This window comes from Sulfurimonas sp. NWX367 (assembly GCF_039667065.1).
Classification (GTDB): Bacteria; Campylobacterota; Campylobacteria; order Campylobacterales; family Sulfurimonadaceae; genus Sulfurimonas; species Sulfurimonas hydrogeniphila.
In genome coordinates, this window is the sequence record NZ_JALCZM010000002.1 from 188,187 (window position 1) to 212,174 (window position 23,988).

General features: G+C 37.1%; 31 protein-coding genes and 5 tRNA genes. 25 read left to right on the forward strand and 11 right to left on the reverse strand.

Annotated features, from left to right (window positions below):
* Positions 1-141 precede the first annotated feature (141 nt).
* Entirely contained in the window at positions 142-516 is a 375-nt protein-coding gene (gene fliS, locus MNY28_RS05485) for a flagellar export chaperone FliS (RefSeq protein WP_151901308.1), read from the forward strand.
* Complete coding sequence (locus MNY28_RS05490) at positions 503-757, forward strand: hypothetical protein (RefSeq protein WP_151901307.1); 255 nt, start codon at positions 503-505, stop codon at positions 755-757. Before fliS ends, MNY28_RS05490 begins: the two co-directional genes overlap by 14 nt.
* On the opposite strand, the gene MNY28_RS05495 is transcribed toward MNY28_RS05490, so the two are convergent.
* Positions 747-1,454: an SDR family NAD(P)-dependent oxidoreductase gene (locus MNY28_RS05495; protein WP_151901306.1), complete on the reverse strand. Its 708-nt coding sequence runs from the start codon at positions 1,452-1,454 to the stop codon at positions 747-749. The genes MNY28_RS05490 and MNY28_RS05495 overlap by 11 nt on opposite strands.
* A 69-nt stretch (positions 1,455-1,523) precedes the next feature.
* Here MNY28_RS05495 and MNY28_RS05500 point away from each other — a divergent pair, with 69 nt between their 5' ends.
* Genes MNY28_RS05500 through MNY28_RS05510 form a run of 3 tightly spaced genes read left to right on the forward strand, consistent with a single transcriptional unit; the run spans position 1,524 to position 4,280 of the window.
* Positions 1,524-2,351, forward strand: a complete 828-nt coding sequence (locus MNY28_RS05500) for an HAD-IIB family hydrolase (protein ID WP_346389157.1) — start codon at positions 1,524-1,526, stop codon at positions 2,349-2,351.
* Positions 2,344-3,591: a sugar MFS transporter gene (locus MNY28_RS05505; protein WP_346389158.1), complete on the forward strand. Its 1,248-nt coding sequence runs from the start codon at positions 2,344-2,346 to the stop codon at positions 3,589-3,591. The genes MNY28_RS05500 and MNY28_RS05505 overlap by 8 nt, the downstream gene beginning before the upstream one ends.
* A complete protein-coding gene (locus MNY28_RS05510; RefSeq protein ID WP_346389159.1) occupies positions 3,579-4,280 on the forward strand; it encodes a Sir2 family NAD-dependent protein deacetylase in 702 nt (233 codons plus the stop codon). The genes MNY28_RS05505 and MNY28_RS05510 overlap by 13 nt, the downstream gene beginning before the upstream one ends.
* Before the next feature lie 19 nt (positions 4,281-4,299).
* Here MNY28_RS05510 and MNY28_RS05515 read toward each other — a convergent pair whose 3' ends face one another.
* Positions 4,300-4,734 (reverse strand): globin domain-containing protein, encoded by a 435-nt coding sequence (locus tag MNY28_RS05515; protein ID WP_151901303.1) that lies wholly within the window; start codon positions 4,732-4,734, stop codon positions 4,300-4,302.
* 134 nt (positions 4,735-4,868) lie between these two features.
* Here MNY28_RS05515 and MNY28_RS05520 point away from each other — a divergent pair, with 134 nt between their 5' ends.
* Positions 4,869-5,282, forward strand: coding sequence for an Rrf2 family transcriptional regulator (locus MNY28_RS05520; protein WP_151901302.1), 414 nt, complete (start codon positions 4,869-4,871; stop codon positions 5,280-5,282).
* Positions 5,283-5,428: 146 nt separating this feature from the next.
* Here the strand turns inward: MNY28_RS05520 and MNY28_RS05525 are convergent, their stop codons facing one another.
* The gene (locus MNY28_RS05525) at positions 5,429-5,638 is read right to left on the reverse strand and encodes a hypothetical protein (protein ID WP_151901299.1); all 210 of its coding nucleotides are present in this window, start codon (positions 5,636-5,638) and stop codon (positions 5,429-5,431) included.
* Positions 5,639-6,232: 594 nt separating this feature from the next.
* Between MNY28_RS05525 and MNY28_RS05530 the strand changes: the two genes are divergently transcribed.
* The 13 genes from MNY28_RS05530 to MNY28_RS05590 all read left to right on the forward strand — a co-directional run bounded on the left by MNY28_RS05530 (position 6,233) and on the right by MNY28_RS05590 (position 14,773).
* The gene (locus MNY28_RS05530; RefSeq protein WP_346389160.1) at positions 6,233-6,994 is read left to right on the forward strand and encodes a type IV toxin-antitoxin system AbiEi family antitoxin domain-containing protein; all 762 of its coding nucleotides are present in this window, start codon (positions 6,233-6,235) and stop codon (positions 6,992-6,994) included.
* On the forward strand, positions 6,987-7,928 hold the full coding sequence (locus MNY28_RS05535) for a nucleotidyl transferase AbiEii/AbiGii toxin family protein (RefSeq protein ID WP_346389161.1): 942 nt from the start codon (positions 6,987-6,989) through the stop codon (positions 7,926-7,928). The genes MNY28_RS05530 and MNY28_RS05535 overlap by 8 nt, the downstream gene beginning before the upstream one ends.
* 277 nt (positions 7,929-8,205) lie before the next feature.
* Positions 8,206-9,366 carry a tyrosine-type recombinase/integrase gene (locus tag MNY28_RS05540; RefSeq protein ID WP_346389162.1) on the forward strand — a complete coding sequence of 387 codons (1,161 nt, stop codon included), beginning with the start codon at positions 8,206-8,208 and terminating at the stop codon, positions 9,364-9,366.
* On the forward strand, positions 9,363-10,265 hold the full coding sequence (locus MNY28_RS05545) for a hypothetical protein (protein ID WP_346389163.1): 903 nt from the start codon (positions 9,363-9,365) through the stop codon (positions 10,263-10,265). Before MNY28_RS05540 ends, MNY28_RS05545 begins: the two co-directional genes overlap by 4 nt.
* A 144-nt stretch (positions 10,266-10,409) precedes the next feature.
* Positions 10,410-10,634: a helix-turn-helix domain-containing protein gene (locus MNY28_RS05550; RefSeq protein WP_346389164.1), complete on the forward strand. Its 225-nt coding sequence runs from the start codon at positions 10,410-10,412 to the stop codon at positions 10,632-10,634.
* Entirely contained in the window at positions 10,635-10,946 is a 312-nt protein-coding gene (locus tag MNY28_RS05555) for a hypothetical protein (RefSeq protein ID WP_346389165.1), read from the forward strand.
* A gap of 517 nt (positions 10,947-11,463) precedes the next feature.
* Complete coding sequence (locus MNY28_RS05560) at positions 11,464-11,898, forward strand: hypothetical protein (protein ID WP_346389166.1); 435 nt, start codon at positions 11,464-11,466, stop codon at positions 11,896-11,898.
* Between the two features lie 29 nt (positions 11,899-11,927).
* On the forward strand, positions 11,928-12,347 hold the full coding sequence (locus tag MNY28_RS05565) for a hypothetical protein (protein WP_346389167.1): 420 nt from the start codon (positions 11,928-11,930) through the stop codon (positions 12,345-12,347).
* 85 nt (positions 12,348-12,432) lie between these two features.
* Complete coding sequence (locus MNY28_RS05570) at positions 12,433-12,669, forward strand: hypothetical protein (RefSeq protein WP_346389168.1); 237 nt, start codon at positions 12,433-12,435, stop codon at positions 12,667-12,669.
* A 15-nt stretch (positions 12,670-12,684) separates the two neighbouring features.
* On the forward strand, positions 12,685-13,005 hold the full coding sequence (locus MNY28_RS05575; protein WP_346389169.1) for a hypothetical protein: 321 nt from the start codon (positions 12,685-12,687) through the stop codon (positions 13,003-13,005).
* A complete protein-coding gene (locus MNY28_RS05580) occupies positions 13,002-13,445 on the forward strand; it encodes a hypothetical protein (protein ID WP_346389170.1) in 444 nt (147 codons plus the stop codon). The genes MNY28_RS05575 and MNY28_RS05580 overlap by 4 nt, the downstream gene beginning before the upstream one ends.
* Positions 13,435-14,007 carry a hypothetical protein gene (locus MNY28_RS05585; RefSeq protein ID WP_346389171.1) on the forward strand — a complete coding sequence of 191 codons (573 nt, stop codon included), beginning with the start codon at positions 13,435-13,437 and terminating at the stop codon, positions 14,005-14,007. Before MNY28_RS05580 ends, MNY28_RS05585 begins: the two co-directional genes overlap by 11 nt.
* 142 nt (positions 14,008-14,149) lie before the next feature.
* On the forward strand, positions 14,150-14,773 hold the full coding sequence (locus tag MNY28_RS05590) for a P27 family phage terminase small subunit (protein ID WP_151899716.1): 624 nt from the start codon (positions 14,150-14,152) through the stop codon (positions 14,771-14,773).
* Positions 14,774-14,987: 214 nt separating this feature from the next.
* Here the strand turns inward: MNY28_RS05590 and MNY28_RS05595 are convergent.
* The 5 genes from MNY28_RS05595 to MNY28_RS05615 form a co-directional block, all read right to left on the reverse strand.
* Positions 14,988-15,072: transfer RNA gene (locus tag MNY28_RS05595), tRNA-Leu, on the reverse strand.
* Positions 15,073-15,122: 50 nt separating this feature from the next.
* Positions 15,123-15,199 (reverse strand) — tRNA-Arg (locus MNY28_RS05600).
* Between the two features lie 5 nt (positions 15,200-15,204).
* Positions 15,205-15,281: transfer RNA gene (locus tag MNY28_RS05605), tRNA-Arg, on the reverse strand.
* A gap of 41 nt (positions 15,282-15,322) precedes the next feature.
* Positions 15,323-15,399 (reverse strand) — tRNA-His (locus tag MNY28_RS05610).
* Positions 15,400-15,436: 37 nt separating this feature from the next.
* Positions 15,437-15,514 (reverse strand) — tRNA-Pro (locus MNY28_RS05615).
* A 148-nt stretch (positions 15,515-15,662) separates the two neighbouring features.
* Between MNY28_RS05615 and MNY28_RS05620 the strand changes: the two genes are divergently transcribed.
* Both MNY28_RS05620 and MNY28_RS05625 read left to right on the forward strand, forming a co-directional pair.
* Positions 15,663-17,000 carry a sodium-dependent transporter gene (locus MNY28_RS05620; RefSeq protein ID WP_151901283.1) on the forward strand — a complete coding sequence of 446 codons (1,338 nt, stop codon included), beginning with the start codon at positions 15,663-15,665 and terminating at the stop codon, positions 16,998-17,000.
* The gene (locus tag MNY28_RS05625; protein ID WP_230973273.1) at positions 16,997-17,278 is read left to right on the forward strand and encodes a hypothetical protein; all 282 of its coding nucleotides are present in this window, start codon (positions 16,997-16,999) and stop codon (positions 17,276-17,278) included. Before MNY28_RS05620 ends, MNY28_RS05625 begins: the two co-directional genes overlap by 4 nt.
* A gap of 149 nt (positions 17,279-17,427) precedes the next feature.
* Here the strand turns inward: MNY28_RS05625 and MNY28_RS05630 are convergent, their stop codons facing one another.
* The 3 genes from MNY28_RS05630 to MNY28_RS05640 all read right to left on the reverse strand — a co-directional run bounded on the left by MNY28_RS05630 (position 17,428) and on the right by MNY28_RS05640 (position 20,640).
* Positions 17,428-18,207 (reverse strand): thiazole synthase, encoded by a 780-nt coding sequence (locus MNY28_RS05630; protein ID WP_346389172.1) that lies wholly within the window; start codon positions 18,205-18,207, stop codon positions 17,428-17,430.
* A 295-nt stretch (positions 18,208-18,502) separates the two neighbouring features.
* Positions 18,503-19,903, reverse strand: a complete 1,401-nt coding sequence (locus MNY28_RS05635) for an NAD(P)H-hydrate dehydratase (protein WP_346389173.1) — start codon at positions 19,901-19,903, stop codon at positions 18,503-18,505.
* Positions 19,904-19,905: 2 nt separating this feature from the next.
* The gene (locus MNY28_RS05640; RefSeq protein ID WP_151901280.1) at positions 19,906-20,640 is read right to left on the reverse strand and encodes an ATP-binding protein; all 735 of its coding nucleotides are present in this window, start codon (positions 20,638-20,640) and stop codon (positions 19,906-19,908) included.
* A 68-nt stretch (positions 20,641-20,708) separates the two neighbouring features.
* Between MNY28_RS05640 and MNY28_RS05645 the strand changes: the two genes are divergently transcribed.
* The 4 genes from MNY28_RS05645 to MNY28_RS05660 are packed head-to-tail and all read left to right on the forward strand — an operon-like array spanning position 20,709 to position 23,987.
* A complete protein-coding gene (locus MNY28_RS05645; protein ID WP_346389174.1) occupies positions 20,709-21,671 on the forward strand; it encodes a KpsF/GutQ family sugar-phosphate isomerase in 963 nt (320 codons plus the stop codon).
* A gap of 2 nt (positions 21,672-21,673) precedes the next feature.
* Positions 21,674-22,471 carry a pseudouridine synthase gene (locus tag MNY28_RS05650; RefSeq protein WP_188109992.1) on the forward strand — a complete coding sequence of 266 codons (798 nt, stop codon included), beginning with the start codon at positions 21,674-21,676 and terminating at the stop codon, positions 22,469-22,471.
* A gap of 3 nt (positions 22,472-22,474) precedes the next feature.
* Positions 22,475-23,659 carry a replication-associated recombination protein A gene (locus tag MNY28_RS05655; RefSeq protein WP_346389175.1) on the forward strand — a complete coding sequence of 395 codons (1,185 nt, stop codon included), beginning with the start codon at positions 22,475-22,477 and terminating at the stop codon, positions 23,657-23,659.
* A 40-nt stretch (positions 23,660-23,699) separates the two neighbouring features.
* On the forward strand, positions 23,700-23,987 hold the full coding sequence (locus MNY28_RS05660; protein WP_346389176.1) for a hypothetical protein: 288 nt from the start codon (positions 23,700-23,702) through the stop codon (positions 23,985-23,987).
* The last annotated feature ends 1 nt before the right edge of the window (position 23,988 follow it).

A 23,988-nucleotide genomic window follows, 5' to 3' on the forward strand; every position in this document is an offset into this window, starting at 1 on the left:
AATAATTATAACTATATCGTCTTAAGCGATAAAAACTTTAGCATAATTGACAATGTTTTTTTATAAATTTATGTTCAAGTTATTCATAATGTTGCCGATATACATTGAATGAACAATGAAGAAAAACAAAAGGAATCTGCGATGTACAGTAATGCAGCTTATAATATTTACAATCAAAACAATGTCAATATAGAATCACCGGAAAAATTAATAGAAATGATGTATGAGGGTGTTTTACGTTTTAATGCACAGGCAAAAAAAGCTATTTTGGATGAAGATAATGCGAAAAAAGTATATTGGATAAACCGTGCCGTTTCAGTAATTGTAGAACTGATTGCAGTGCTGGATAAATCGCAGGGAGAGGTTGCTGTATATCTGGACGGACTTTATAATTATCAGATCCAATTATTAAGTTATGCAAATATTGAAAACAATACAGCAAAAATTGATGAGGTAAGTAATGTTTTCAAAGGTTTGCTTGCAGGATGGAGAGAAACAACTGATGTGGCATACTAAACTGCAGATTGCCATTATAGAAAAAAATGCACAACGCATTGATATACTTGTATCACAAATGCCAAAGTTTGAGACAATAGAGCAGATGAAATCTGCTGCTTTACTTATAAAAGAGGCATTAAAAGTTGTAAGGCAATTGAAAAGTGAAACAGGAGAGACTTTAAAAAAGTTACGCCAGCATCAAGATTTTTTAGGTGCAACTGCTCCAATGACAAATAATAAGTTTGACATCACCTCTTAGCTTTTTTAGCAATTCCAAAATGTAAACTTCTGAGAGTATACTCAGTGACCACGGCACCTTTTCGCATGGTGAGTATATGCTCTACAGCATCGGCAATATCCGCAGCAATCAGCCTCTCATCTTCTTTTGGACTGACATCAAAACGCAGCTCATCATAAAAGTTGCTTTGTGTCATATCCGGATTTATGTTTGTTATACTGAGTCTGCTTTTTCTGGTTTCTTCGAAAAGGGCATCGCCAAAAGCTTTGAGACCTGCTTTTGTGGCTGAGTAAACGGCTGCGAATTTACTTGCCCGTAAGGCTTCAATGGAGTTGATATTGATGAGGTAGCCTTCATTTTCTTTGAGAGAACGCAGTGAGGCATTTGTGAGCAGCATCGGAGCGGTAAGGTTTAAAAATGTCATGGCGGTGATAGTGTTTACATGTAACTCTTCATGCGGTTCAAAACGGCCGAAACCTGCGCAGTTTACATGTAAAAAGAGATTTTCTTTTTTAAGCTTTTCACATAGTTTTATTGTCTCTTTTTCTTCTGCGAGGTTACATGTAACTGCCTGAAAGTTTACATGACTGAAATCCTTCTCCTGTATACTTCTGCTAACACCTAACACTTCAAACCCGAGTGTTAGCAGTCTGTTTGTTATAGCTTTTCCTATGCCGCTGCTTGCTCCGGTGACTACTGCTTTTTTACGACTCGACATTTAGTGCCTTCCTGTATTGAAATTTAGTTCTTGTCAAATTTATTTTCACAATTTTGATATACTATATGTATGAAAAATATTTACATAACGGACCTGGATCACACATTTTTACGGAGTGATTTGTCTTTGAGTGATTATACTAAAAATATATGGAACTCGTATGCAGACAGATCGATTTTATCTGTTGCAACAGCAAGAACCTATAAAAAAACGGCACAGTTTTTACAAGGTGTGCATGTGAATGCGCCGATGATACTGCTTGACGGTGCACTCATAGCGACAATGGATAAAAAGATCATTGATACAAAGTTTGTGACCAAAGAAGCAGGCAACACCATCATAGAAGAAGGTGCAAAACTCGGCATTTATCCTTTTGTACTTTCTTTGGTTGATGATGAACTTAATGAAGCATTTTCTTATTCTACAACGCTTAACAGCTATCAAAGTGAAATAATAAAACGCTATGTGAATGATGACCATACACAGGTGTTTGAAAATTTACGAGCCATGCAGAACAATTTTAAAATCGTTTATATGGGAGATAAAGCACTTTTAAGGGAGTTGGAAAAAAATCTCAGAGCTGTTTTTGGGGAGGAACTGAAGTATATTTTGGCACCCGAAGCCTATATGGGATGCTATTTTTTGACACTTTTGCATAAAGATGCCGATAAATCCCATGGCATACAGAGTGTCAGTGAAGCGGCCGGTTTTGATTTGAAAAGATTAACAGTATTTGGTGATAATTTTAACGATATAGGTATGTTTAGGCTTGCAAAGACTTCCGTAGCGGTTGCAAATGCTCAAAAAGAGGTAAAAGAGTGTGCTGACATAGTGTTAAAACATACAAATGATGAGGACGGTGTGGCAAAGTATCTGCAGGAAATCAGCAATGCATAAACAGTCAAGTGTTTTGTCAATGAGCATTATAGGTGTTTTGTTTTTTATATTCGGTTTTGTAACCTGGCTCAACGGCTCTCTGATTCCCTATCTGAAAGTTATCTGTCATTTAAATGAGTTTGAAGCGCTCTTTGTGACCTTTGCTTTTTATATTGCTTACACTGTAATGGCGTTGCCAATGGCTGTGATTTTGGAAAAAACAGGCTATAAAAAAGGGATGGCACTGGGACTTCTGGTCATGAGTCTTGGTGCTTTGCTTTTTATTCCCGCAGCACTGAGCGGTGAATTTTTTGTTTTTCTGGCAGCACTTTTTACACTTGGAACAGGACTCACAATACTACAAACGGCATCAAATCCCTATATAGTTTTGGTAGGGCCGATAGAATCAGCGGCAATGCGTATCAGTATAATGGGACTCATCAACAAAAGTGCAGGTGTTTTGGCTCCGCTTCTTTTTACCGCATTTATATTGGCAGACATCGGTTTTGGCGTAGACCTGGAAAGTATAAATACACAAGAACTGGCACATAAGCTCATTAGCCCCTACATGGCAATGGCAGGGATACTTTTTTTGTTGAGTTGTTTTGTCTGGTTCTCCTCATTGCCTGATGTGAAGTTTGAAGATGATCCGTATGATAAGGCAGGTATTTTTGCTTTTCCCCGGGTTGTATTGGGGGCTTTGGCACTCTTTTTTTATGTCGGCATAGAAGTTATAGCCGGTGATACGATTGGGCTGTACGGGCAAAGTCTGGGTATGTCCAATGCAACTGCCTTAACTGCATACACTATGGGATTTATGGTTGTCGGCTATCTTGCAGGTGTCTTTTTTATACCAAAATATTTATCGCAGGAAAAAGCGCTTGTTTTTTCTGCCTTGTTTGGTATTGTTTTTTTGTTTGGAGTGGCCTTTAGCTCTACGACTGAGTCACACATTATAACGGGCCTTCCTGACAGCGTGGTTTTTGTGGCAATGCTAGGTTTGGCAAATGCTCTTGTCTGGCCGACAATCTGGCCTTTGGCATTAAAAAATTTGGGCAAGCACACAGCCAAAGGAAGTGCATTACTCATTATGGCAATAGCAGGCGGAGCAGTTGTACCGCTTGTTTTTGGAAAAGTGGCACAACTGACACAGGATATGCAGAAGTCTTATCTGATAGGCATTATTTGTTATGCAGTGATTCTGATGTATGGATTACAATGGCATAAAATGACAGGTTGGAGGAAATCATGGCAAAAGTAATAATATTCAGCGGCGCAGGAGTGAGTGCGGAGAGTGGGATTTCAACATTTCGGGACAGCGGCGGACTTTGGGAAAATTACAAAATTGAAGAGATCTGTTATGCCGGTTGCCTGGACTGGAATTATGAGGCTACGATAGGGTTTTATGACAAACGAAGAGAAGAGATAAAAGATAAAAAACCAAACAAAGCACACAGTGAAATAAGCAAAATAAAGGAAAAATATCCAACTGAAATAGCCGTGATCACACAAAATGTTGATGATATGTTTGAACGTGCAGGCTGCAGAGATGTTTTACATTTGCATGGGTTTCTACCGGAAGTCAGGTGTGAAAGCTGCGGTTTTACAGATAATATAGGCTATAGGAAATTACGTGAAGCATATGAGAACTGTCCTCAATGTTCAAATAAACTACGCCCGAATATTGTCTTTTTTGCAGAACAGGCTCCGAAATACCAGGATCTGTACAATGAACTGCAAGACTGTGAAATGTTGGTTGTTATAGGAACAAGCGGCAATGTTATCAATACAGATGCTTTTTTGCAGGGAAATATCAGATATTCCATACTCAATAATTTAGAAAAAAGCAGTGCAATAAATGATGAATTGTATTCAAAAGTGCTGTATAAAAAAGCGACTGTGGCAATTGATAAAATTGTAAATGATATAGAAGAGTTTTTAAAACCCTAGGTTTGAACCTAAGGTTAATTTAACTATTTTGTTGGCTGTAAAGCTCTTTTTCGCGTTGCATTAAAATATTGGCCAAAAATGTATATGCTTCGATCCATGCCTGTTTGTATTCATCAGTGAAATCATCACCTAAAACATCGCCCATAGCGGTGATTAAAGCATCGGCAACCATAGGATAGTGTTCCGGCTTTACTTTTGTCAGTACATGTGTATTTGCCATTTTTTCAACTGCTGCAGATAAAGCGCCAAGATTGTCAATATTTGCGGCAAAAGCTGCAATAGCACCTGCGAGTTTTTTATGCTGATCACCTTGTGCATTTGCAAACAAAGGTTTTGTTTCAGGGTATTTGCTGAAAAGTATTTCATACATACGTGTTGTTATTTTTTCGGCATTTTTTCCGACTGACGGGATTGTTTTTTTAACAGCTGTTACTGTCTCTTGAGATAAGCTCATAGGATATTCCTTAATTTAATTTATGCGGAATTATATATATACTACCTTAAAGTGGTATATTGTTGTTTAACTAAAAAGCAATCTGTTATGATTTATAAGTTACAATCAATAAACTCAATTTTTCGAGGTAGTTTATGCACTTTTCAAAAACAACTGAATATGCTATTCGCGCTTTGTCCTACCTGGACCGTTACCCAAATAAGGCACATTCAGTCTCTTTTTTGCATAAAGAGTTGGAGCTTCCTTATAAATACCTTACGAAACTTATGACCCAACTTGAAAAACAGGGTTTGGTACATGCCTCAAAAGGACGCAACGGAGGTTTTAACCTGGCAAAGGATTCTGAGCAAATATTTTTATGTGATATTCTTGAAGCAATAGGTGAACCGTTGGAATTTGACCGGTGTATTTTGGGTTTTGAAATGTGTGACGCGTCAAATCCCTGTGCCCTGCATTCGCAATGGGTTGAACCCAAGACAAATATTGAAAATATGCTGCAGACAACTTCTTTAGCTTCTCTTGCAAAGGACAAAGAAACGAAAATTTAAAAGAATAAATAATTAAGTGGTGCGGATGAAAGGAAACTGGGGACAACCCCTTCAAATACCATAAATACAGGCTTTGAATTTTTTTTTAGTTTTTGAAAATGAGTGCCATTTTTTGGTAGGGAATGGTACTCATTTGGCACCAGATTTTAACTGGCAAACTGTTCAGAAATTATTCTTTGCTGTTGTTTGATTGCATTGAGTTTTTTTCTATACTCTTCTGCCTCTTTAAATAATTTCATTTGTTCTTCAACATACTCTTTTGAACCTTGAATTTTATCAGCTTTTTCAATAGTTTCTCTTTGGAGCTCATTGATTCTATGAATAGCTTGTTTTATTTGTTCTTCACTTAATATCAAAATAACCTCCTAATTTTTCTATTAATGTATCTGAGTCAATATCTTTGTAAAGGGTATCATCTCTTTTGTCTAAATAATTTAATGTAATTTTACCATTATATTGCTGTTTTATACTAATAACTGTGTGAAAAGAGTCTATATTACTTTTAACAAAAATGTCATAAGGAACTTTTCTATTAGTGACAACCTCTCGTTTAATGGCATATGTCAACTGCAGAATTTAACTCCGCCGTTGACACTGTTTTGATGATCCACCATTTTAACCATTGTGGGTGTGGGGAGTCTACTATTTCTTTTTTGTACTCTGTTCTATAACGAGTACGAGAATAGAGACTGCGATTGAAGCTAATTCTTTCCATGGCATTTGTGCCTCCAATTTATTTACACACAACAATGACAAAAGATAGATTGAAGTTGTTGTGGGCAACGAGAGATATGATGACAGGTATAAGCTATATCTGTCTCGTTTATATATACCTCAAAAACTCCTTTTAGTTCCAAAATACATGAATATATATACCTATAGTTTATTTATTTTAAATATTTAGAACTATTTTATACTAGTTGGTTCTAAAATATGCTAGAATATAAACTATGAGTTTAGAAAAAGAGTTAAAATTAAAACAACTATATCAATTGTTACCCGAAAGTGTTGTAGCACCAAGTGCGTGGTTCACGGCTAATGGCTATTCATCACAGCTAGTCTACAAGTACGTTAAAAATGGATGGCTGACCAAACTTGGGAATGGAGCCTATATAAGACCTGCATCCATACATGAATGGCAGGGAGCTGTACTGGGACTCCAGAAACTTGCAGAACTGCCTTTTCATGTGGGTGGACTTTCTTCACTGAATATATTGGGATATGCACACTATTTACCTATAGGGGGAGAGAAAACCATCACTCTATATGGAGAGAAGACACCTCCCGCCTGGATCAGACAAATGGAATCTCCTTCATTCACCTTTCATAAAAAGCCTCTCTTTGGAGACCTGGGATTAAAGAAGCAAAGTACCTCTATACGAAACTGGCAGATAACCATATCTTCAGCAGAAAGAGCCATACTTGAGCTTCTCTATCAGGTGGATGACAAAGGCATCACTTTTAAGTTTGTGTCAGAGATATTTGAATCCTTAACTACATTGAGTCCACGGCTACTCAATGAGTTACTGCAAAACTGTAGCAATAGAAAAGTAAAACGACTGTTCCTCTTCTTTGCAAACTACTATAGCTTTCCCTGGGCTAAACACATCAGTAAAACGTTGGATCTAGGAGCAGGAAAATTACAGATAGTAAAAGATGGAAATTATAATAAAACCTATATGATTACAGTACCAAAGGAATTTAATGCTTGACAGTTCAAATATTTACTATAAACAGGTGCAACTACTTTTAGAAGCACTACCATATATCAACAATGAAGAATGTTTTGCACTTAAAGGTGGGACAGCTATCAATATGTTCGTCAGAGATATGCCCAGACTCTCTGTAGACATTGACTTGATGTATCTGCCCATTGAAGACAGAACAAGCAGTCTAAAGCATATTGCAGAGTCACTTGAACGAATTGCACAGGACATTGAAAAGAGTCTTAGAGGTTCAAAAGTATACCGACTAGAACAAAGAGGAGACGGAACACTCTCTAAGCTGCAAGTTGAAAAAGATGGTGTGCGTATTAAGATAGAGACATCACCTGTCATGAGAGGAACAGTAAAAGAATCGACTGTTCAAATGGTAAGTCCAAAAGTAGAAGAAGCATTTGGATTTGCAGAAACATTGGTAGTACATCATGATGATCTCTATGCCGGTAAAATATGTGCTGCACTTGACCGTCAGCATCCAAGAGACTTTTTTGATGTAAGAGGATTGCTTGACAATGAAGGCATCAGTGATTCTCTTATGGAGGTGTTTATGGTTTATCTTATCAGCTCCAGTCAACCCATATCCAAACTGCTACAGCCAAACCTCATAGACATTAGCCATACTTTTGAAGAACAATTTGTGGGTATGACCACAGAATCCATAGAGTTAGAGATTTTGACAGATACAAGAGAAGAACTGATCAAGCTCCTGCACCAGAAATTAACAGAGAGACATAAAGCATTTTTGCTTGGGTTCAAAAAAGGGGATCCTGCTTGGAATCTATTGCCGTTCGAGAATATTGACCAGCTTCCATCGGTAAAGTGGAAAATGCTTAATCTTGAGAAAATGGATAAAGTGAAACGTTTAGAAGCTTTTGAAAAGTTGGAACGTAGTTTGGTACTAAAAAATAAAAACAGTATAGAATAAAGTAGAGTGATACCCTTTATTGATACCCTAGTAAAAAAATTAAGTGATTTTGTTAAGAAAGAAAGTCTCTGAGAGCACGCTGTGCCTTCAAATGGTGCGGATGAAAGGACTTGAATCAAGCAACCTAAGAAAGCTTAAACTGTTTAATGGCTCTTAATAGCCCTATTTAAAGGCTTTATATTCTTTATTAATTCTTTTTGATGTATAATACTGGAAATCAATTTGTACTTTTATTTGTACCTTTTTGAAATTTGCTTATATTACAGGACTCTACAAAATGCAAGAATTTCACTCTACAAAATACCCAGCATTATACAAATCAACAAAAGAATATATAAACAAGGGCTACAAATATCAAGCAAGAATTATGATAGATGGTAAAGCCTATAAAAAAATTCTGGGCTATAGCAAAAAAGATAAGCTAACAGATAGAAGTGCAAATCTATTGCTTCAAAAATTTAAGGAAAATATCGAAAGCGGCTACAGCCCTACAAAGGCGATTAAGCTTGATAAACTGTTTGAGATATACTTTGATACGCTCAAAGAAACAAAGTGGAAGACAATCAAGGGAAGTATCTATCATCGCTACATAGGAAGCTATGAAAAAGCAAACAGGAAAGATATAGGCAAACTTACAAAAGAAGAACTGCAACAAAAGAAGTCCATAGATAAAAATAAAATAGGTCATAAGTCAATAGACTCTATTAAACAAATGCACATAAGCAAAATAATTTCTAATATGGATGCAATCGGGCTAAGCCCACGAACACAAAAAAGCATATTAGAAGTTTTAAAACCTATGTTTAAATTTGCAGTAATGAATAAAATCACAAAAGAAGATCCTACAACTTTTATAACGGTAAAAATTCCATCTCAAAAGAAAATAGTAACAAATGCAACAGAACTATTCAAAAAAGTATATGCTGGAATAGTTGCATATTACCACGATAACCCATACTATAAAACTTTATTTTTGTTCGGTTTTACAGGTCGGAGAAAATCAGAAATACTTAACTTAAAATGGGAAAATATCGATATAGACAATAACTACTATTGGATAGAAGATACTAAAAATGATGACAAGCAAAAATATCAGCTGCCGCCATATTTAAAGGAGTCTCTTCTTGACATAAAAGATGAACGAAATGGCTTAGTGTTTAAAAGTCCTATCACTGGTGGAGTAATTGCAAATACAGATAGACAAATGCGACAGCTCAAAAAGTTCACAGGAATAGAAAATTTATCACTTCATTATATGAGAAATATTTTAGTAAGTGCCTTAGCAGAACAACAGGTAGAAGCAATCACTCTAAGCGGTTTACTTGGTCATAGAGATGTAAACACGATAAACAAATACCTAAGTACAAATCATTATAAAAGCAGCCAAATAGGGCTTAATAAAGTTGATGATATTTTAGATGTGGAGATTGTGAAATGAAAAACAAAAACACTAAAGAAAATATTACTAAATACATAAATGATTTTTTGAAGCATAAAAGAGCACTTTATAGAAGCAGTTATAAAATATTTAAAGAGAAATATGCACAAACAACTGATGCAACATATATATTTAAACAAAGACGGGAATTAGCAAGATATAAAAGAAGTGTATTAAGAAAGAATGATATTAGCAAACTAAGCAATTTTATACAAAAAGTGATATTAGCTGATGATTATTTTTTAGCAGATTATGGAAAAAAATCTCTATCTAAAAAAGTTGGTTGTTTCGAATGGTTAAATGATGAAGATACTCCTATGTATAGCTTTGAACTTCTTCTTACAAATATAATTCACACGAAACAATCACTTAATGAATTTGATAAAGGAATTGTATTTGAAAGAGAAAAAGAAAAAATCATATTTCATAAAAGTATTTCAAATATAAATAATCTTACAAAATCAAAAAAAGATAAATTAACACTTTATGCAAGACTTGAAAATAGACAAGAATTATTATCCTATTTAATGAATGAAAACTTCATAAAAGAATTGGATATTGACAAAGAATTATTGCATTTAAATAATATTAGTCTGATGAATAAGCAAAAAATTATTAGAAGTTTTAAATATTACCTGAATAGTTTATTCATAGATAAGTCGATTATGAAAAAAGATTTAACAAACAAACAAAGAGTAGATAATTTATTTCGAAAATGTATAGAATATTTTTTAGATAATGGTATTGAATTTGAACATTATTATGATGAAACAGCACATAAGAATTCAGATAAAATAATTCCTGAATGGGCTACTAAAATACAATTACCAAGAGTAAGAACATCCTCAAAAACACAATCTTTCAACTTCCATAACATAAAATTTTCATATTTCTTATAAAAACTTTTTTTGCACGAATATGTGCTAATCCTCTTAAATATACTTTTAAATATCAAAAAGAACTTAACGACGGTTATTTACCCTCTGATATGTAGCGTAAGAGTAAAGCTTGAAATTATGACTTAATTTTCAAAAGGTCGTACAATGGAAACAACAAGAAATAAAGCGATTGAAGCCTTAACAGCTCCTATTCAAAAACAATGGCTAACGCCTAAAGAGTTACAAAGTGAGTATGGGTTTGGTGTGAGTACACAAGCTAAATACAGAATGGACAGGAAAATACCATTTTCAAAAATTGGTAAGTACATAAGATATAACCGTGTTGAGATTAACGAGTGGTTAAATAGTAATCGTGTAGAGGTAGCTTAGATGGATAATTATTTTAAAAAACAATTGTATGTATGGACATACGATAAAATAAAAGAAAACCCTGAAAAGTTTGGTGGAGATTTTTCAAACTCTTTGATTATGCACGAGTATTTACTGTGTAATCACTCCGATAAAAAAGTGGTGCAACTTGAACCTAAAGATATGAGTATTCTGTCAACAGTATCAAGAATAAAAAACAAGTTGCTTAAGAAAAACCCAGACCTTGACTATAGGACAAAGTACAAGCCAAAAGTAGAAAAAAAAGCCAAAAATCATTTAGAAAATTTCCCGACAAAAACGGCAGATAGGTAGTGATATTTGAAGATGGTAAAAACAGCACTCAAAGAGCCTACACAACGGGCTTTAAGAGTGTTCTAAATAAAGTGTTTTTGTAGCAGTTCCTTAATAGCCCTAAATAACAGCTAAGTTTAGATAAGAATTTCTTATTTTTATCAACAGCATTGGAATAGACACAATTCGCTTTATTATACCATCAAAGACACTATATAAATTTTTAGATGATGATGATTTGGCAATACAGAACGACACAAAGAATTTTATCATAAATAACTATTTTGAGATTAAAGAAGTGAAGCAAAATAGAGATTATGAAGTGAAATTTGTTGAGATAGGAAATACCAAAAATCTAAGTGGCTACATATTAATCAAGCATAACTTAGAGAGTGTGTCAATCTCAAAGAGTAGAAAAAAGAGTAAATCTCATTATAGCGAGGTTATATTTGCAGGGCTTAGGCAGCCTACTAAAGAAATTAGTTTGAGTACCTACACCATACTAAGCAACTTCATCAAGAGGTTTAAAATCTCTGATATGGATATTTGCTTTGATGGTTTTAGTGAGATAGATATAAGCAAAAGAAACTTTTATAAACTTAGTAATGAGTTCCAAAAGTATATCAACAGCTTTAAAGATGCTCACATTGAAAAAAGTACATTTTATATCAATCAACCATCGAGTGTTCTGTGTGATGCTGATCGATTTAAAAAGGTCGTGGTTTATGACAAGTATCTCAAAGAGAGCAGATACAAGAAGTTAGATGATGAACTCCAAAGATGGAAACGATTAGAAGTGACTTTAAATGTATCGTTTAAGCTCAAAGGCTTTAACCTTGATGAGTATATCCAAGACATAGAGACAACAGCTAAAAAGTTCTTTAATGCTTCATCATTTAGTTATGAGTATCTGAATTTACAAAATAAACTACTCATAGATAAAAGAACTCATAAGGGATTAATTTCTCTTTGAGTTTCTACACAAAAAAAGGACAAAAAAAGATGAAAAATACAGCAGTAAAAACAAAAGAAAAATACGAGAGAAAACTTGCAAAAGCGATCTCTAAAAGTGGCGGGATTATTCTTACAAATGATGGTGTAAATATTGATTATGTTTCACTTGCAGAACCAAAAGGATTATATGCAGTCGATAACTTTGATATTGAACTCGTAGCAGTAGAAGCAATAGTGCAGGAAGTATCAACAGGCAAAGTTTTTGCATTTAACGAAGAGTTTGGAGTGATGGGCATAGAGTTTGATTTTATGGGGAGTAAAGAAGATTGTTATAAATATCTACTTGATGATGCAGGAGAGAGTAAAAAAGAAAATCTGGCAGAAACAATTGCAAGTATCTATTTTGATATTCATAAAGACAAAGAGAGAATATACCCAAATGAGGTTATTAAGTTTGAAGAAGTGTAGCAAAGAGTAAATACATACAAATCTACTTCTAAGTTTAAATAATGGCTTAGAGGTACTTTAAATGCAATATTACAAGGCAAAAACAATGAACGACAATAGCCGAATAAGACCGTATATTGATACAAGGATTGTTATCCTGCTGGAACGGTTGAGAGAGATACAAGGCGTATCAGTTGGCAAAATATTAACGGCTCTTCTGTATGAGTCCGAAACATTTAAAACGCTGATTGAAAATTATTATGATGCAACAGATGAAGAACTGAAAAAGATATTTTTAGGACTACCCTTTGATTCTGATAAGTGTCAAAATAAACAATCTTAAAAAAGGACAGAGAAAATGGATAAAAATTTAGTGATGATGGCACTCAAAGAGATACCACGCATAAGTAAAAATCTCAATAATGGCAATGATGATGCAAAATCAGAGATGAGATTAATAATTGCTGCACTGGAAAATGCACAGCCTGAACAGGGAATGGCAATGGCAATGGCAAGTACATCATTTTTATTAAAAGCAGTTGAGGGAAGACCTATAAGTGAGGACATGGCACAAACTATAAAAAAGAGTGCCTTAAAAGAGTTGGCTTGTAAATTTAATTGTGAAGCTGATTTTAAAGATGAGAATAAAATACAAATGTTAAAAGGACTTTTAAAATGAGTGAACACAAAGAAATTATTGCAGCACTTAAAAAGATACCGAGCTTAATAAAAGAGTTTCATAAGCTTGATAAGTCAATCGCTGGCACAGATGAGAAGAGAAAAGCATTATCAAAAGAAGACTATCAACTTGTTCTCTTGAATTTTGATGCAAAAGATGCAAGAGGTACAGGCTTAAAAGCAAAGATATTGAGAACAGGACACGAACTATCAAGTGCAAAACCTGATTTTAATTTGTCGTGTCAAAACATCAACGCTCTGCATAACTATGTGAAAGTCATTGGTAAAGATGCGATGAGTGAGAGAGTCTCAAAACAATTGGAGTTGTCGGAGTTGTTGGAAGTTCAAAAAGAGTTTCAATCAATCAACGATTTTTTAGATGATGCAAAGATAAAAGCATTAAACACATACTTAAAAGGGAAAAAACAAAATGACTTATAGAGAGGCAGCGACTTACACAAACAGAAGTACGATAGAGATTAAAACAGAGTTTGAGGACATCCTCGAGGCATTAGAAGAAGCAGGGATTAAACAAGAGATTACAATAGAGTTGTTAGATTTTTGGCTCAATGGAAGCGTACTTGTAAATTATGATATTTATCTCACACGGCTTGATGCTGAAAAGCTATTGAAAGATAAGGGAATTCCGACACGACACATAAGTCAGGCACTAAGAAGCGATGCACTTGATAAGTATGTACTCTTTAAAAATGTTTGTTTGAATTTTATCGGAGAAGAGCTTACAGCAGATTTTAAAACTCTTATACTTGATCCGATTAATGAAATGTATGTGAAGCCCTATGAAGCAAGCAAAGCACACAAAGCGAAACAGCTCAAAGTTGCCAGAGATTTAATAGTGAAGTTCAAGCCAGACTTAGGCAAAGCTATTGAACAGCTGCGAGGATTAGATCCTCATACAATAGCGGGAACTTTTGAAGAGACGATCCTCTTAAAGATGGAACAGATGCAGCACTTGATTATAAATCAGTTGGAAGACAATTAAAAGAGGTACACGGGGGTGGGATAAAATTCTGGGAAAATTAAGACTTTTATCCACCGACTATACAGTCACGAAGAAAAGAACTTGAAATTTCAAAATATTTGAAAAGGTAACATAAATAATAACATATAAGGAGGCTAAGAAGATGCACACGCAAAAAGAAGCTTTGATTATCTTAAATTGTAGCAAGATGACTCTATCAAGATATGTGAAAGAGGGTAAACTTGAAAGAGTGAAAAATGGAAGACGCACTTATTATGATGAACACGAAGTGGCGGTGCTTGTTAAAGAGATAGAGAACAAAAGAAGCAAATATCGAACAGACCTGCCCAAAAGAGAAAAGAAGAGAATAGAGCTACCTGCTGAAGTTAAAGAAGTATGTAGAAATATTGCATCCGCTGATAATTTAACAAAAGTTGGATATGAGTATCTTGCAGAAACAACATCATACTTGCAAAAGCTTAATTTGTACGAAGAGTGCGACAAAGAGATAATAGTCTTATATGCTCTATCTGTTCAAATGTATCATAAATATTTGCATTTAGCGACAGAGGCACAATGTACTTTTGTTAGCGATACAGGGGCGATTACATTACATCCTTATTTTAAAGTATTGCAACACCACGAGAAGATGATGTTAGCTTACGGCGATAGATTAGGACTTAATCCACTTGCAAGACAAAAGCTTGAACTAAAAAAAGACAATCGGACAGAGAAAGAGAAACAAGAACAAGAATTAATGGACTCTATACTGTTTGGAGATGATTAATCTTTAAATAATCATAGTAGGTTTGGCAGCCTACTACCTACTACAGAAAACTACTCACATTATAAAAAATTCATATTTAAAAAAAATAAAGATGTTTCTATAAAAAGATAATAGTAAATTTGATAATTTATGATTTATAAGATGCTTTTGTACTTTTATTTGTACTTAGATTAATTCTTAAAGCTTGAAAGTGCCTATTTTAGGGCATTATAGATGGTGCGGATGAAAGGACTTGAACCTTCACACCTTGCGGCACCAGATCCTAAGTCTGGCGTGTCTACCAATTTCACCACATCCGCGTGGATAAGTTTTTAACGTCACTTCTGACAAAATAATATAAAAAATTTAGTGGTACCCCCTACACGATTCGAACGTGTGGCCTACGCCTTAGAAGGGCGTTGCTCTATCCAGCTGAGCTAAGGAGGCTAAAATGGTACGCCCGATAGGATTCGAACCTATAACCCTCGGAGCCGAAATCCGAAACTCTATCCAGTTGAGCCACGGACGCTACTACATTTGTTATATTATTTAATTTTTTATATTTTTTCATGGGGTGGGATACGGGATTCGAACCCGCGACCCCCGGCACCACAAACCAGTGCTCTAACCAGCTGAGCTAATCCCACCATATTGTTATATAAAATATAAAGTAAAAATTTAAAGTGGTCGGGGTGAAAGGACTCGAACCTTCGGCCCCCTGGTCCCAAACCAGGTACTCTAACCATACTGAGCTACACCCCGACCTGCACACATTAAACAAGCAGTTATGCTGATTAATGAGGCGAAATTATAGTTAATTTGATTCAAAATGTCAATAGTATTTTGGAATTCTTTTTAAAAAACTGATTTTTTCAGTATAATTAGACTACTTCAATACAGAAAGTTACGCATGAAAATAGCTAGATTTAGTCGGATTGGTTTTATAATGGCAGCAGCAGGCAGTGCTGTAGGACTTGGAAATATTTGGAAATTTCCTTATATTACAGGAGAGTATGGAGGCGGAGCTTTTGTCCTTGTTTATCTCATCACGGTACTGCTTATCGGCTTTTCCATTATGACAGCGGAAATGCTCATCGGGTATCTTGGCAGACGTGATACCGTGACCTCTTTTGAAGTGTTGGCACCAAAACATAAAAACTTATGGAAATTTGCCGGTTTTCAGGGGCTGGCAGGTCTTTTTATCATGATATTCTATTCTGTAGTCATCGGATGGATATTCAACTATATAGTTACCTCGCTGACCTATCTTCCCTCGACGGTTGCCGAAGCAGAAACAACCTTTACAAAGATGCTTCATGCTGATTTCTGGACACAGTTTTTCTACCATACGCTTTCCTTTGTTATGATTACCTATGTCCTGCACAAGGGTTTAAAAGGCGGTATAGAAAAGCTCAATATGTTTTTGATGCCGGCACTGATGATTATTTTGGCTTCGATGTTTGCGTATGCAGTTACACTGGACGGTTTTTCAAAAGCGGTCACCTTTATGTTCTCTCCTGACTGGTCCAAGATTACCTCGGAAGCCTTTGTGGTCGCTGTCGGGCATGCTTTTTTTACACTGAGTCTTGGGATGGGTGCCATTATGACCTATGCGGCATCACTTGAAAAAAATGCAAATATTGTCAAGAGTGCTTTTTGGGTTGTCTTTTTGGATACGACAATAGCCATAGTCGCGGGACTGATGCTTTTTACCTTTTTGTACCAGTACGGTTCGGGTCCTGCAAAAGGTCCGGGGCTTGTCTTTATCTCTTTGCCGGCTGCATTTTATGAGATGGGCATCATCGGAAATATTTTTGCCATTTTGTTTTTTATTGCTTTGGCCTTTGCAGGATTGACATCTTCTGTTTCTCTTGTTGAGCCTATGGTACAGTATTTCATAGACCGATTTGGCTGGAATCGTCTCAAGTCGACTCTTTCTGTGGGGACATTTTTCTGGTTTTTCGGTATTTTTGCCATTCTCTCAAACATAGACGGTGCAAAAGAGTATCTGACATGGGGCAGCAAAAACTTTTTTGACTGGGTTGACTATGTGACTGCTGCGATTATGTTGCCTCTTGGCGGGCTTTTGATGGCGATTTTCGTCGGTTATGTCATGCCGCGTTCGGAAGTGGAAGCAACAATGAAACCACAGTTAAAATGGGCCTTTGGTCCATGGTACTTTTCTCTTCGCTATATTACGCCTGTCGCCATGTTTGTGGTGATGCTTTCACTAATGGGGATTATATGATGGACAAAATTAAAGACGAGTGTATAAAAATCTTGGAGAAGGAGGGAATAAATCCGGTCTCTGCTATAGATTTTGATGTGAACGGCAAAGTACACTCTTTGAGTTTTATCTATATTATAGAAACGTATATGCAGGCATCAGAAGAGTCACGGCTGGTATTTTTGAGTGCTTTGAAAAAAGCGGTAGTTGCAAAAGAGATGGGAATTGAAAAATTTTTTGAGGGAATGGGAAAACTTCTTTTGATGACACATCTTTCTGAAAAATTTGATATCAAATAAGGAGGTTTTTATGGTAAAAAATATTATTATCGCAGTTGTTTTGCTTTTGGCAGTAGGCGGACTGGTGTACAAGGCAGCCAATCCGTCAGATTACAAACACCCGCTCCACCGCTAAAAGCAAAGTAAAAGAACAAAGTTCTTTTACGGGACTAAAACTGTATCATGCCGTCTACCGGAGATGATGCGGTTGCGTAAGGGCGTTTTGGAATTCTTCCTGCAAGGTAGCTCATTCTTCCCGCCTGTACGGCATGCTTCATAGCCTCTGCCATTACCATAGGGTTCTGTGCCTGGGCTATGGCTGTGTTTGTCAAAACACCGTCAGCACCAAGTTCCATCGCATAGGCGGCATCACTGGCACAGCCGATGCCTGCATCCACAATTACCGGTACTTTGATCGCATCGCGGATAAATACAATATTGTATGGGTTTTGAATACCCAGGCCGCTTCCGATAGGAGCGGCAAGAGGCATAACCGCATCTGCTCCGGCATCCTCAAGACGCTTTGCCATAATCGGATCATCCGAAGTGTATGCCATGATTGTAAAACCTTCTTTTGCCAAAACCTCACAGGCCTTTATGGTTTCAAGCACATCAGGGTAGAGTGTTTTTTGCGTATCGCCGATGACTTCAAGTTTGATCAGATCAATACCCGTAGCCTCGCGTGTCAAACGAAATGTCGTAATTGCTTCTTCGGCAGTAACACATCCCGCGGAGTTTGGCAGAAACTTTACATTTGTTCCGGCAAAAGTATCACGCAGATTTTCCTTGTCAGGATCTGTAATATTAAGACGTCTGACCGCAACGGTGATCAGTTCGCTTCCGCTGGCAAGTGTTGCTTCTTTTGTTGTTTCAAAAGAGTCATATTTCCCGCTTCCGACAATAAGTCTTGAACCGAGTTCATATTTTCCGATTTTTAATTTGTTATCCATTTTTTATCTGTCCTTTTTTGTTGTATTCCCTTCACAATGCTGTGGAGTAAAGAGTATGATATTTTTCGGAAGCAAGTTTCTTAAAGACACTCAGCTTAGACTTTAGTCTGAGTGCCATTAAGTTAAGAAAAAACCTGATGTTTTTCTGGAACCTGGGCCTTTGTCTTTAAGGATATAAAGCCCGCACTAAAGTACGGGTTCCGAAAAACTGTTTAACTTAATGGAATTGAGACTGAAGTCCGGGTTCCGAAAAAAGCTTATAAGAGAAATTATACGATTTATAACATAAGCAATCTTATAAATTCCCAATTCCCTGTATCAAATTCTCCGGCGTAAGAGAAAAATCAGCACCGGAGTAGTTTTGTGCCAGTTTTGTGTGTGCAAGAGATCCGTGTATTGCAGCATCGAGTGGGGTTTTTCCCTGTGCCAGCAAAGAGCCTATGAGTCCGCTGAGTACATCGCCGCTTCCTGCTTTGGCAAGTTTGGCACTGCCGTGAGGGTTTATGAAAAACGCATCTCCTGCACCGATAATAACATTTGCCCCCTTTAAGAGAAGGGTTGCATCCGGGTAGGCTTTGCAAAAGAGTTCCACATAGAAAAATCGTTTTTTTTGCAGTTCCCCTACAGTGATGTCGGCAAGTTCTGTGAGTTTTAAAAGTGATACAAACTCTTTTGGATGCGGTGTGAGCACAATATTTTTACGCTCTAAAATTTCCAAAACAAGAGGCATCGCAAACAGGTCCGCATCCACCAGAAGAGGAAGATCGTTATTTAGCAGCTCTTTAAGTTCAGCATCACTGAATTCTGTTCCCAGTCCCATACCGCAGGCAATTGCAGTTGTATTAGCCGGCAGAGCATGGGCATACATGAGGGAATGCGGAATATGCAACATCTGATGATTTTCATATCCGACAAGGGTAACAAGCCCTGCACCAAATCTAAGAGCACCCAGAGCACTCATGATGGAAGCTCCCGGTTTTTCACCGCAAAGCAGGCTTAAATGGCCAAAACTGCCTTTATGGGTATTTTTTTCTTCTCTTGTCGGAAGTTGTAAATCACACAGATCCAGAAGCTGCCAGTTTGTCTGTGTTTCATAGAGTTTTCTTGCAACTCCCAAATCCAGAACTTCAATCTTTCCTGTCTGCTCTTTTGCTTCGTCCAAAAAGAGTGCTTTTTTTAAAGCCCCCATTGTCAGCGTCACATCTGCACAAAAGGTTGTTTTTGCACAGGCACCGCTTTTTGTAAGCCCGCTTGGCACATCACAGGCAATTTTAAAAGCCTTGACGGTGTTCATTACATGTAAAAGGTTTGCAATTTCTGCAGAAAATTCTCCACTGAAGCCTGTGCCGACAATGGCATCAACAAGGATATCACACTCCTGAAATTCTTTTATCTGCTTTACATGTAAAGCTTTGGCTCTTTTTTTCTGTAGCAAAGCCATTTGGGACTTTGGGTCTTTGGCATACAAAAGACAGACATCATACTCACCATGCAAAAGCCGTGCCAAAGCGATTCCGTCTGCTCCGTTGTTGCCGCTTCCTGTGACTATGAGGATTTTCTCTTCGTTTGAGAAGTTGGCTCTTATATAGGAGGCCATGCCGTTTGCGGCATGTTCCATTAAAATATCTTCGCTTAAAAAGAACTCTTGGTAGCATCTTTGATCAAGCGGGGCAACCTCTTCAAATATCTTTTGCATAATCAGACTTCAGGAACATACTCGTCTATTTTTACCATACTGCTTTTTATATCGTTAAAGAGCAGTGTAGGGTAGGCAGTTCTGTACTGGTAGTAAAAGTGGTTTTTTTTCAGTGTTTTTAAAATGGCTGTATTGAAATAGTTGGCATTGGAACATTTTCCTACATAAAGAAAGGAAAACAACAGTTTGAGATGCGGGTTCTCAAAAGTAGGATGCGGCTGTGCCAAAAATGTAAAGCCCTGTTTTTGAAGATTTGTGAAACTGAGCATATAGAGTAAAAAATCTTCAAATTTTGTATAAAATCCATTGAGGTTTTCAATATCATGGAAAAAATAGTAATAGTTGTCCAAAAGTTCCTGCTGGGAAATTACTTTTGAAAGTTTGCTTTTCTTCTCTCTTTTTGTGGCAAAAAAGTTAGGATTGACAGCCATATAGATATGCTTTTTTTCAGCTACAAGTGCAGCAAAAGCCTCATCAAACGCTTCGCTCTCTTCAAAACGAATATAGTTAAAGTGCTCATCTTTGTATCTGAGCTCAACATCATCCTCATGGGAATCTGCAAAGTCCATATAGAGCGTGGGTACATTATTGTCAATGACAAAATTCCTTATTTTGCAGGCCAGGTTTGTCTTGCCCGCACCCTCTTCACCCAAAATCAATGTATTGTGTGTGAGCATTCTGTTTTCTAATCTTAAAGCATCAATAGTATCCAAATATCTACCAATAACATTTCTCATAGCATGTCCTTAAAAATCATATTTTTAGTATTATATCTTCTTGATGATAAAAAAGGTATAATTAGACTATGAATTATAAAACAATTGCACAGGAAACATTAAATATCGAAGCAAATACCCTGCTCAATGCGGCAAAAAACATTGATGATTCCTTTAACAAAGCTGTAGAAATCATACTTGCATGCAAAGGCAAACTTGTTGTGAGCGGTGTTGGAAAAAGCGGACTTATCGGTGCAAAAATGGCGGCTACCTTTGCCTCGACAGGAACACCAAGCTTTTTTCTGCATCCAACAGAAGCACTGCATGGCGATCTTGGCATGATAGACAAAAATGATGTTGTTATTGCTATCAGTTATTCAGGCGAAAGCGAAGAACTCAGTTCTATTTTGCCGCATATCAAACGTTTTGGCATACCGCTTATAGGCATGACACGGGACAAACACTCAACGCTTGGGCAGTACAGTGATGTAGTCATTCAGGTTGTTGTTGAAAAAGAGGCCTGTCCTCTCAATATCGCACCGACAAGCTCGACAACACTGACGCTTGCACTCGGTGATGCTTTGGCTGTGGCTCTCATGAAGGCCAGAGATTTTAAAAAGAGTGATTTTGCTTCTTTTCATCCCGGCGGCGCTTTGGGAAAAAAACTTTTTATTAAAGTGAAAAATCTGATGAAAAGCGATGATCTGCCTGTAGTTTCAAAAGATGCAAAAGTAAAAGATGCTATTTTGAAAATAAGCGAAGGCAGGCTCGGAACTGTTTTGATAACCGATAATGCAGGAAAGCTTGCAGCACTTATGAGTGACGGCGATGTCCGCCGGGCACTTTTAAGAGATGACTTTTCACTTGAAGATGATGTGCTTAAATATGCCACATCTGATCCTATGAGCATAGATGATGAAGAGATGCTTGCGAGTGATGCACTTGTTTTAATAGAAGAGAAAAAAATCCAGCTTCTGGTTGTAACAGACAAGGACAAAAAGATACAGGGCGTACTTCATATTCATACGCTCATAGAAAAAGGAATTTCATAATAATGAGACTAAACAAATATATTGCACACTATTCAACCTACTCAAGACGAGAGGCTGACAAAGCTGTCCAGGATGGTTATGTGCGTGTAAACGGAGAGATAGAAACGAATCCTGCAACACAGATACAAGAGGGTGTGGATATTGTCTATATCAGCGGAAAACAGGTTTCTCCTCAGGAAAAATACACGGTGATTGTGTATAACAAACCAAAAGGCGAGCTTGTAACCAAAAATGACCCAAAAGGCAGACGCACAATTTACGACTCTTTAAGCAAAGAGTTTAAGCATTTTATTCCTGTCGGCCGGCTTGACTTTGCAAGTGAAGGACTGCTGCTTCTGACAGATGCCTCCCATGTAGCGACGGCGCTGATGGAGTCAGATCTTGAGAGAATTTACAAGATTAAAATCAAAGGGATGGTGACTCCGGATATGGAGGATGCCATGCTCAACGGGATCTATCTGGATGATGCAAGTGCCGGAGCGCATTCGCATTCCAAAATTATCTCAATGGACATAAAACCTTTTATAGGCTATAAGATTCAAAAGAATCAGCCCAACTACTCCATCCTCAAAGTAGCGCTAAAAGAGGGGAAAAACCGTGAACTTCGCCGCTTTTTTGCACACTTTGGCGCAGAAGTGGCTGATCTCAAACGTGTAAGTTTTGCTGAAATCGAATTAAACAACCTGCCAACGGGCAAAACAAGATATTTGACGCGCAGTGAGTATTCTGCACTCTACAAATTTTTAAAAGAAGAGAAGAAGAGAGCCAGAGAGAAAAAGAGAAAAGAAGAAAAAGAGTAGGAGATGGATTTTACACATCTGCTGCGACCTGCAAATTTTGATGAGATGACAGGACAGGAGCATTTAACAGCAAAAGATGCGCCTTTGCGTGTTTTATGTGAAAAAGAAGTAATTGGTCACAGTTTTTTTTATGGACCTGCCGGTGTCGGAAAGACATCACTTGCCAGAGTCATAGCAAAAACTATGCAGCTCCCTTTTTATGAGTTTAATGCCACTTCACTGAAGGTCGAACAGCTTCGTAAAATATTTGATCAGTATAAAAATGCTCTGCAAAAGCCTTTGATATTTATAGATGAGGTGCACAGGCTTTCAAAAAATCAGCAGGAGGTTTTATTGCCGGTGATGGAAAACAATTCTGTGCTCATCATAGGCGCTTCAACCGAAAACCCTTTTTATTCGCTTACCTCTGCGATCCGTTCACGCTCTATGCTTTTTGAGCTCAAAAGTATCTCCCATGCCGGTTTGGATAAACTGTTACTGAGAGCACTGAATAAAACTAATATTGTCCTTGAGGAGGATGCAAAAGAGTACCTCATAGCTTCAAGCGGCGGAGATGCAAGAGCGATGCTCAATCTGTTGGAATTTGCCGCCAGCATCAACGAAACAGTGACTCTGGAGCTGTTGCAGTCGCTCCGTCCCAATGCGCTGCAGGCCGGAAGCAGTGAAGACGGTGTACATTATGACCTGACGTCAGCACTGATTAAGTCTATTCGCGGCAGTGATGCGGATGCAGCGATTTATTACCTTGCACGTTTGATTGCAGGCGGAGAGAGTGCCGATTTTATCGCCAGACGGCTTGTAATCCTGGCAAGCGAAGATGTCGGGAATGCAAACCCGCAGGCTCTGACATTGGCGACCTCCTGCCTGACAAGTGTAAGCAAGATAGGCTATCCGGAGGCAAGAATTATCCTGGCACAGGCGGTTATTTATCTGTGTGCCTCTCCAAAATCCAATTCTGCATATTTGGCAATAAACAAAGCTTTAAAGAGTGTGAAAGAGGGTAACATTGCAGAAATCCCGAAAAATATCACAAACAATAATGAAAACTATTTGTATCCCCACGATTTTGGCGGCTATGTCGAACAAAACTATCTTGCAAAACCGATGCATTTTGTGGAGTTAAAAGAGATAGGCTATGAAAAAAAGATGAAAGAGTGGATTAAAATTATAAAACACTCATCAAAATAATGATATACTTGAAAAAATACTTTTCAACAAGGAAGATTATATGACTATTTCAGTGTCTGCAAATACTGTAACTATAAACGGAAATATCAAATCGATACAGGACTATCAACAGATTAAAGAGACGATAGATACGCTCAGAACAACACACAGGCATATTGTTCTCGTAATCAAAGATTCCATATCCATCACCTCCTCTGTGATCGGGTATTTAAACAAACTTGTTTTAAAGGACAATATTGACTTACATGTGGAAGTAGGCGATGAACAGCTTATGGAGCTTTTTGAAGATCTGAATCTTGTCTCTTTATTTCACGTAAAAAAGGTATAAA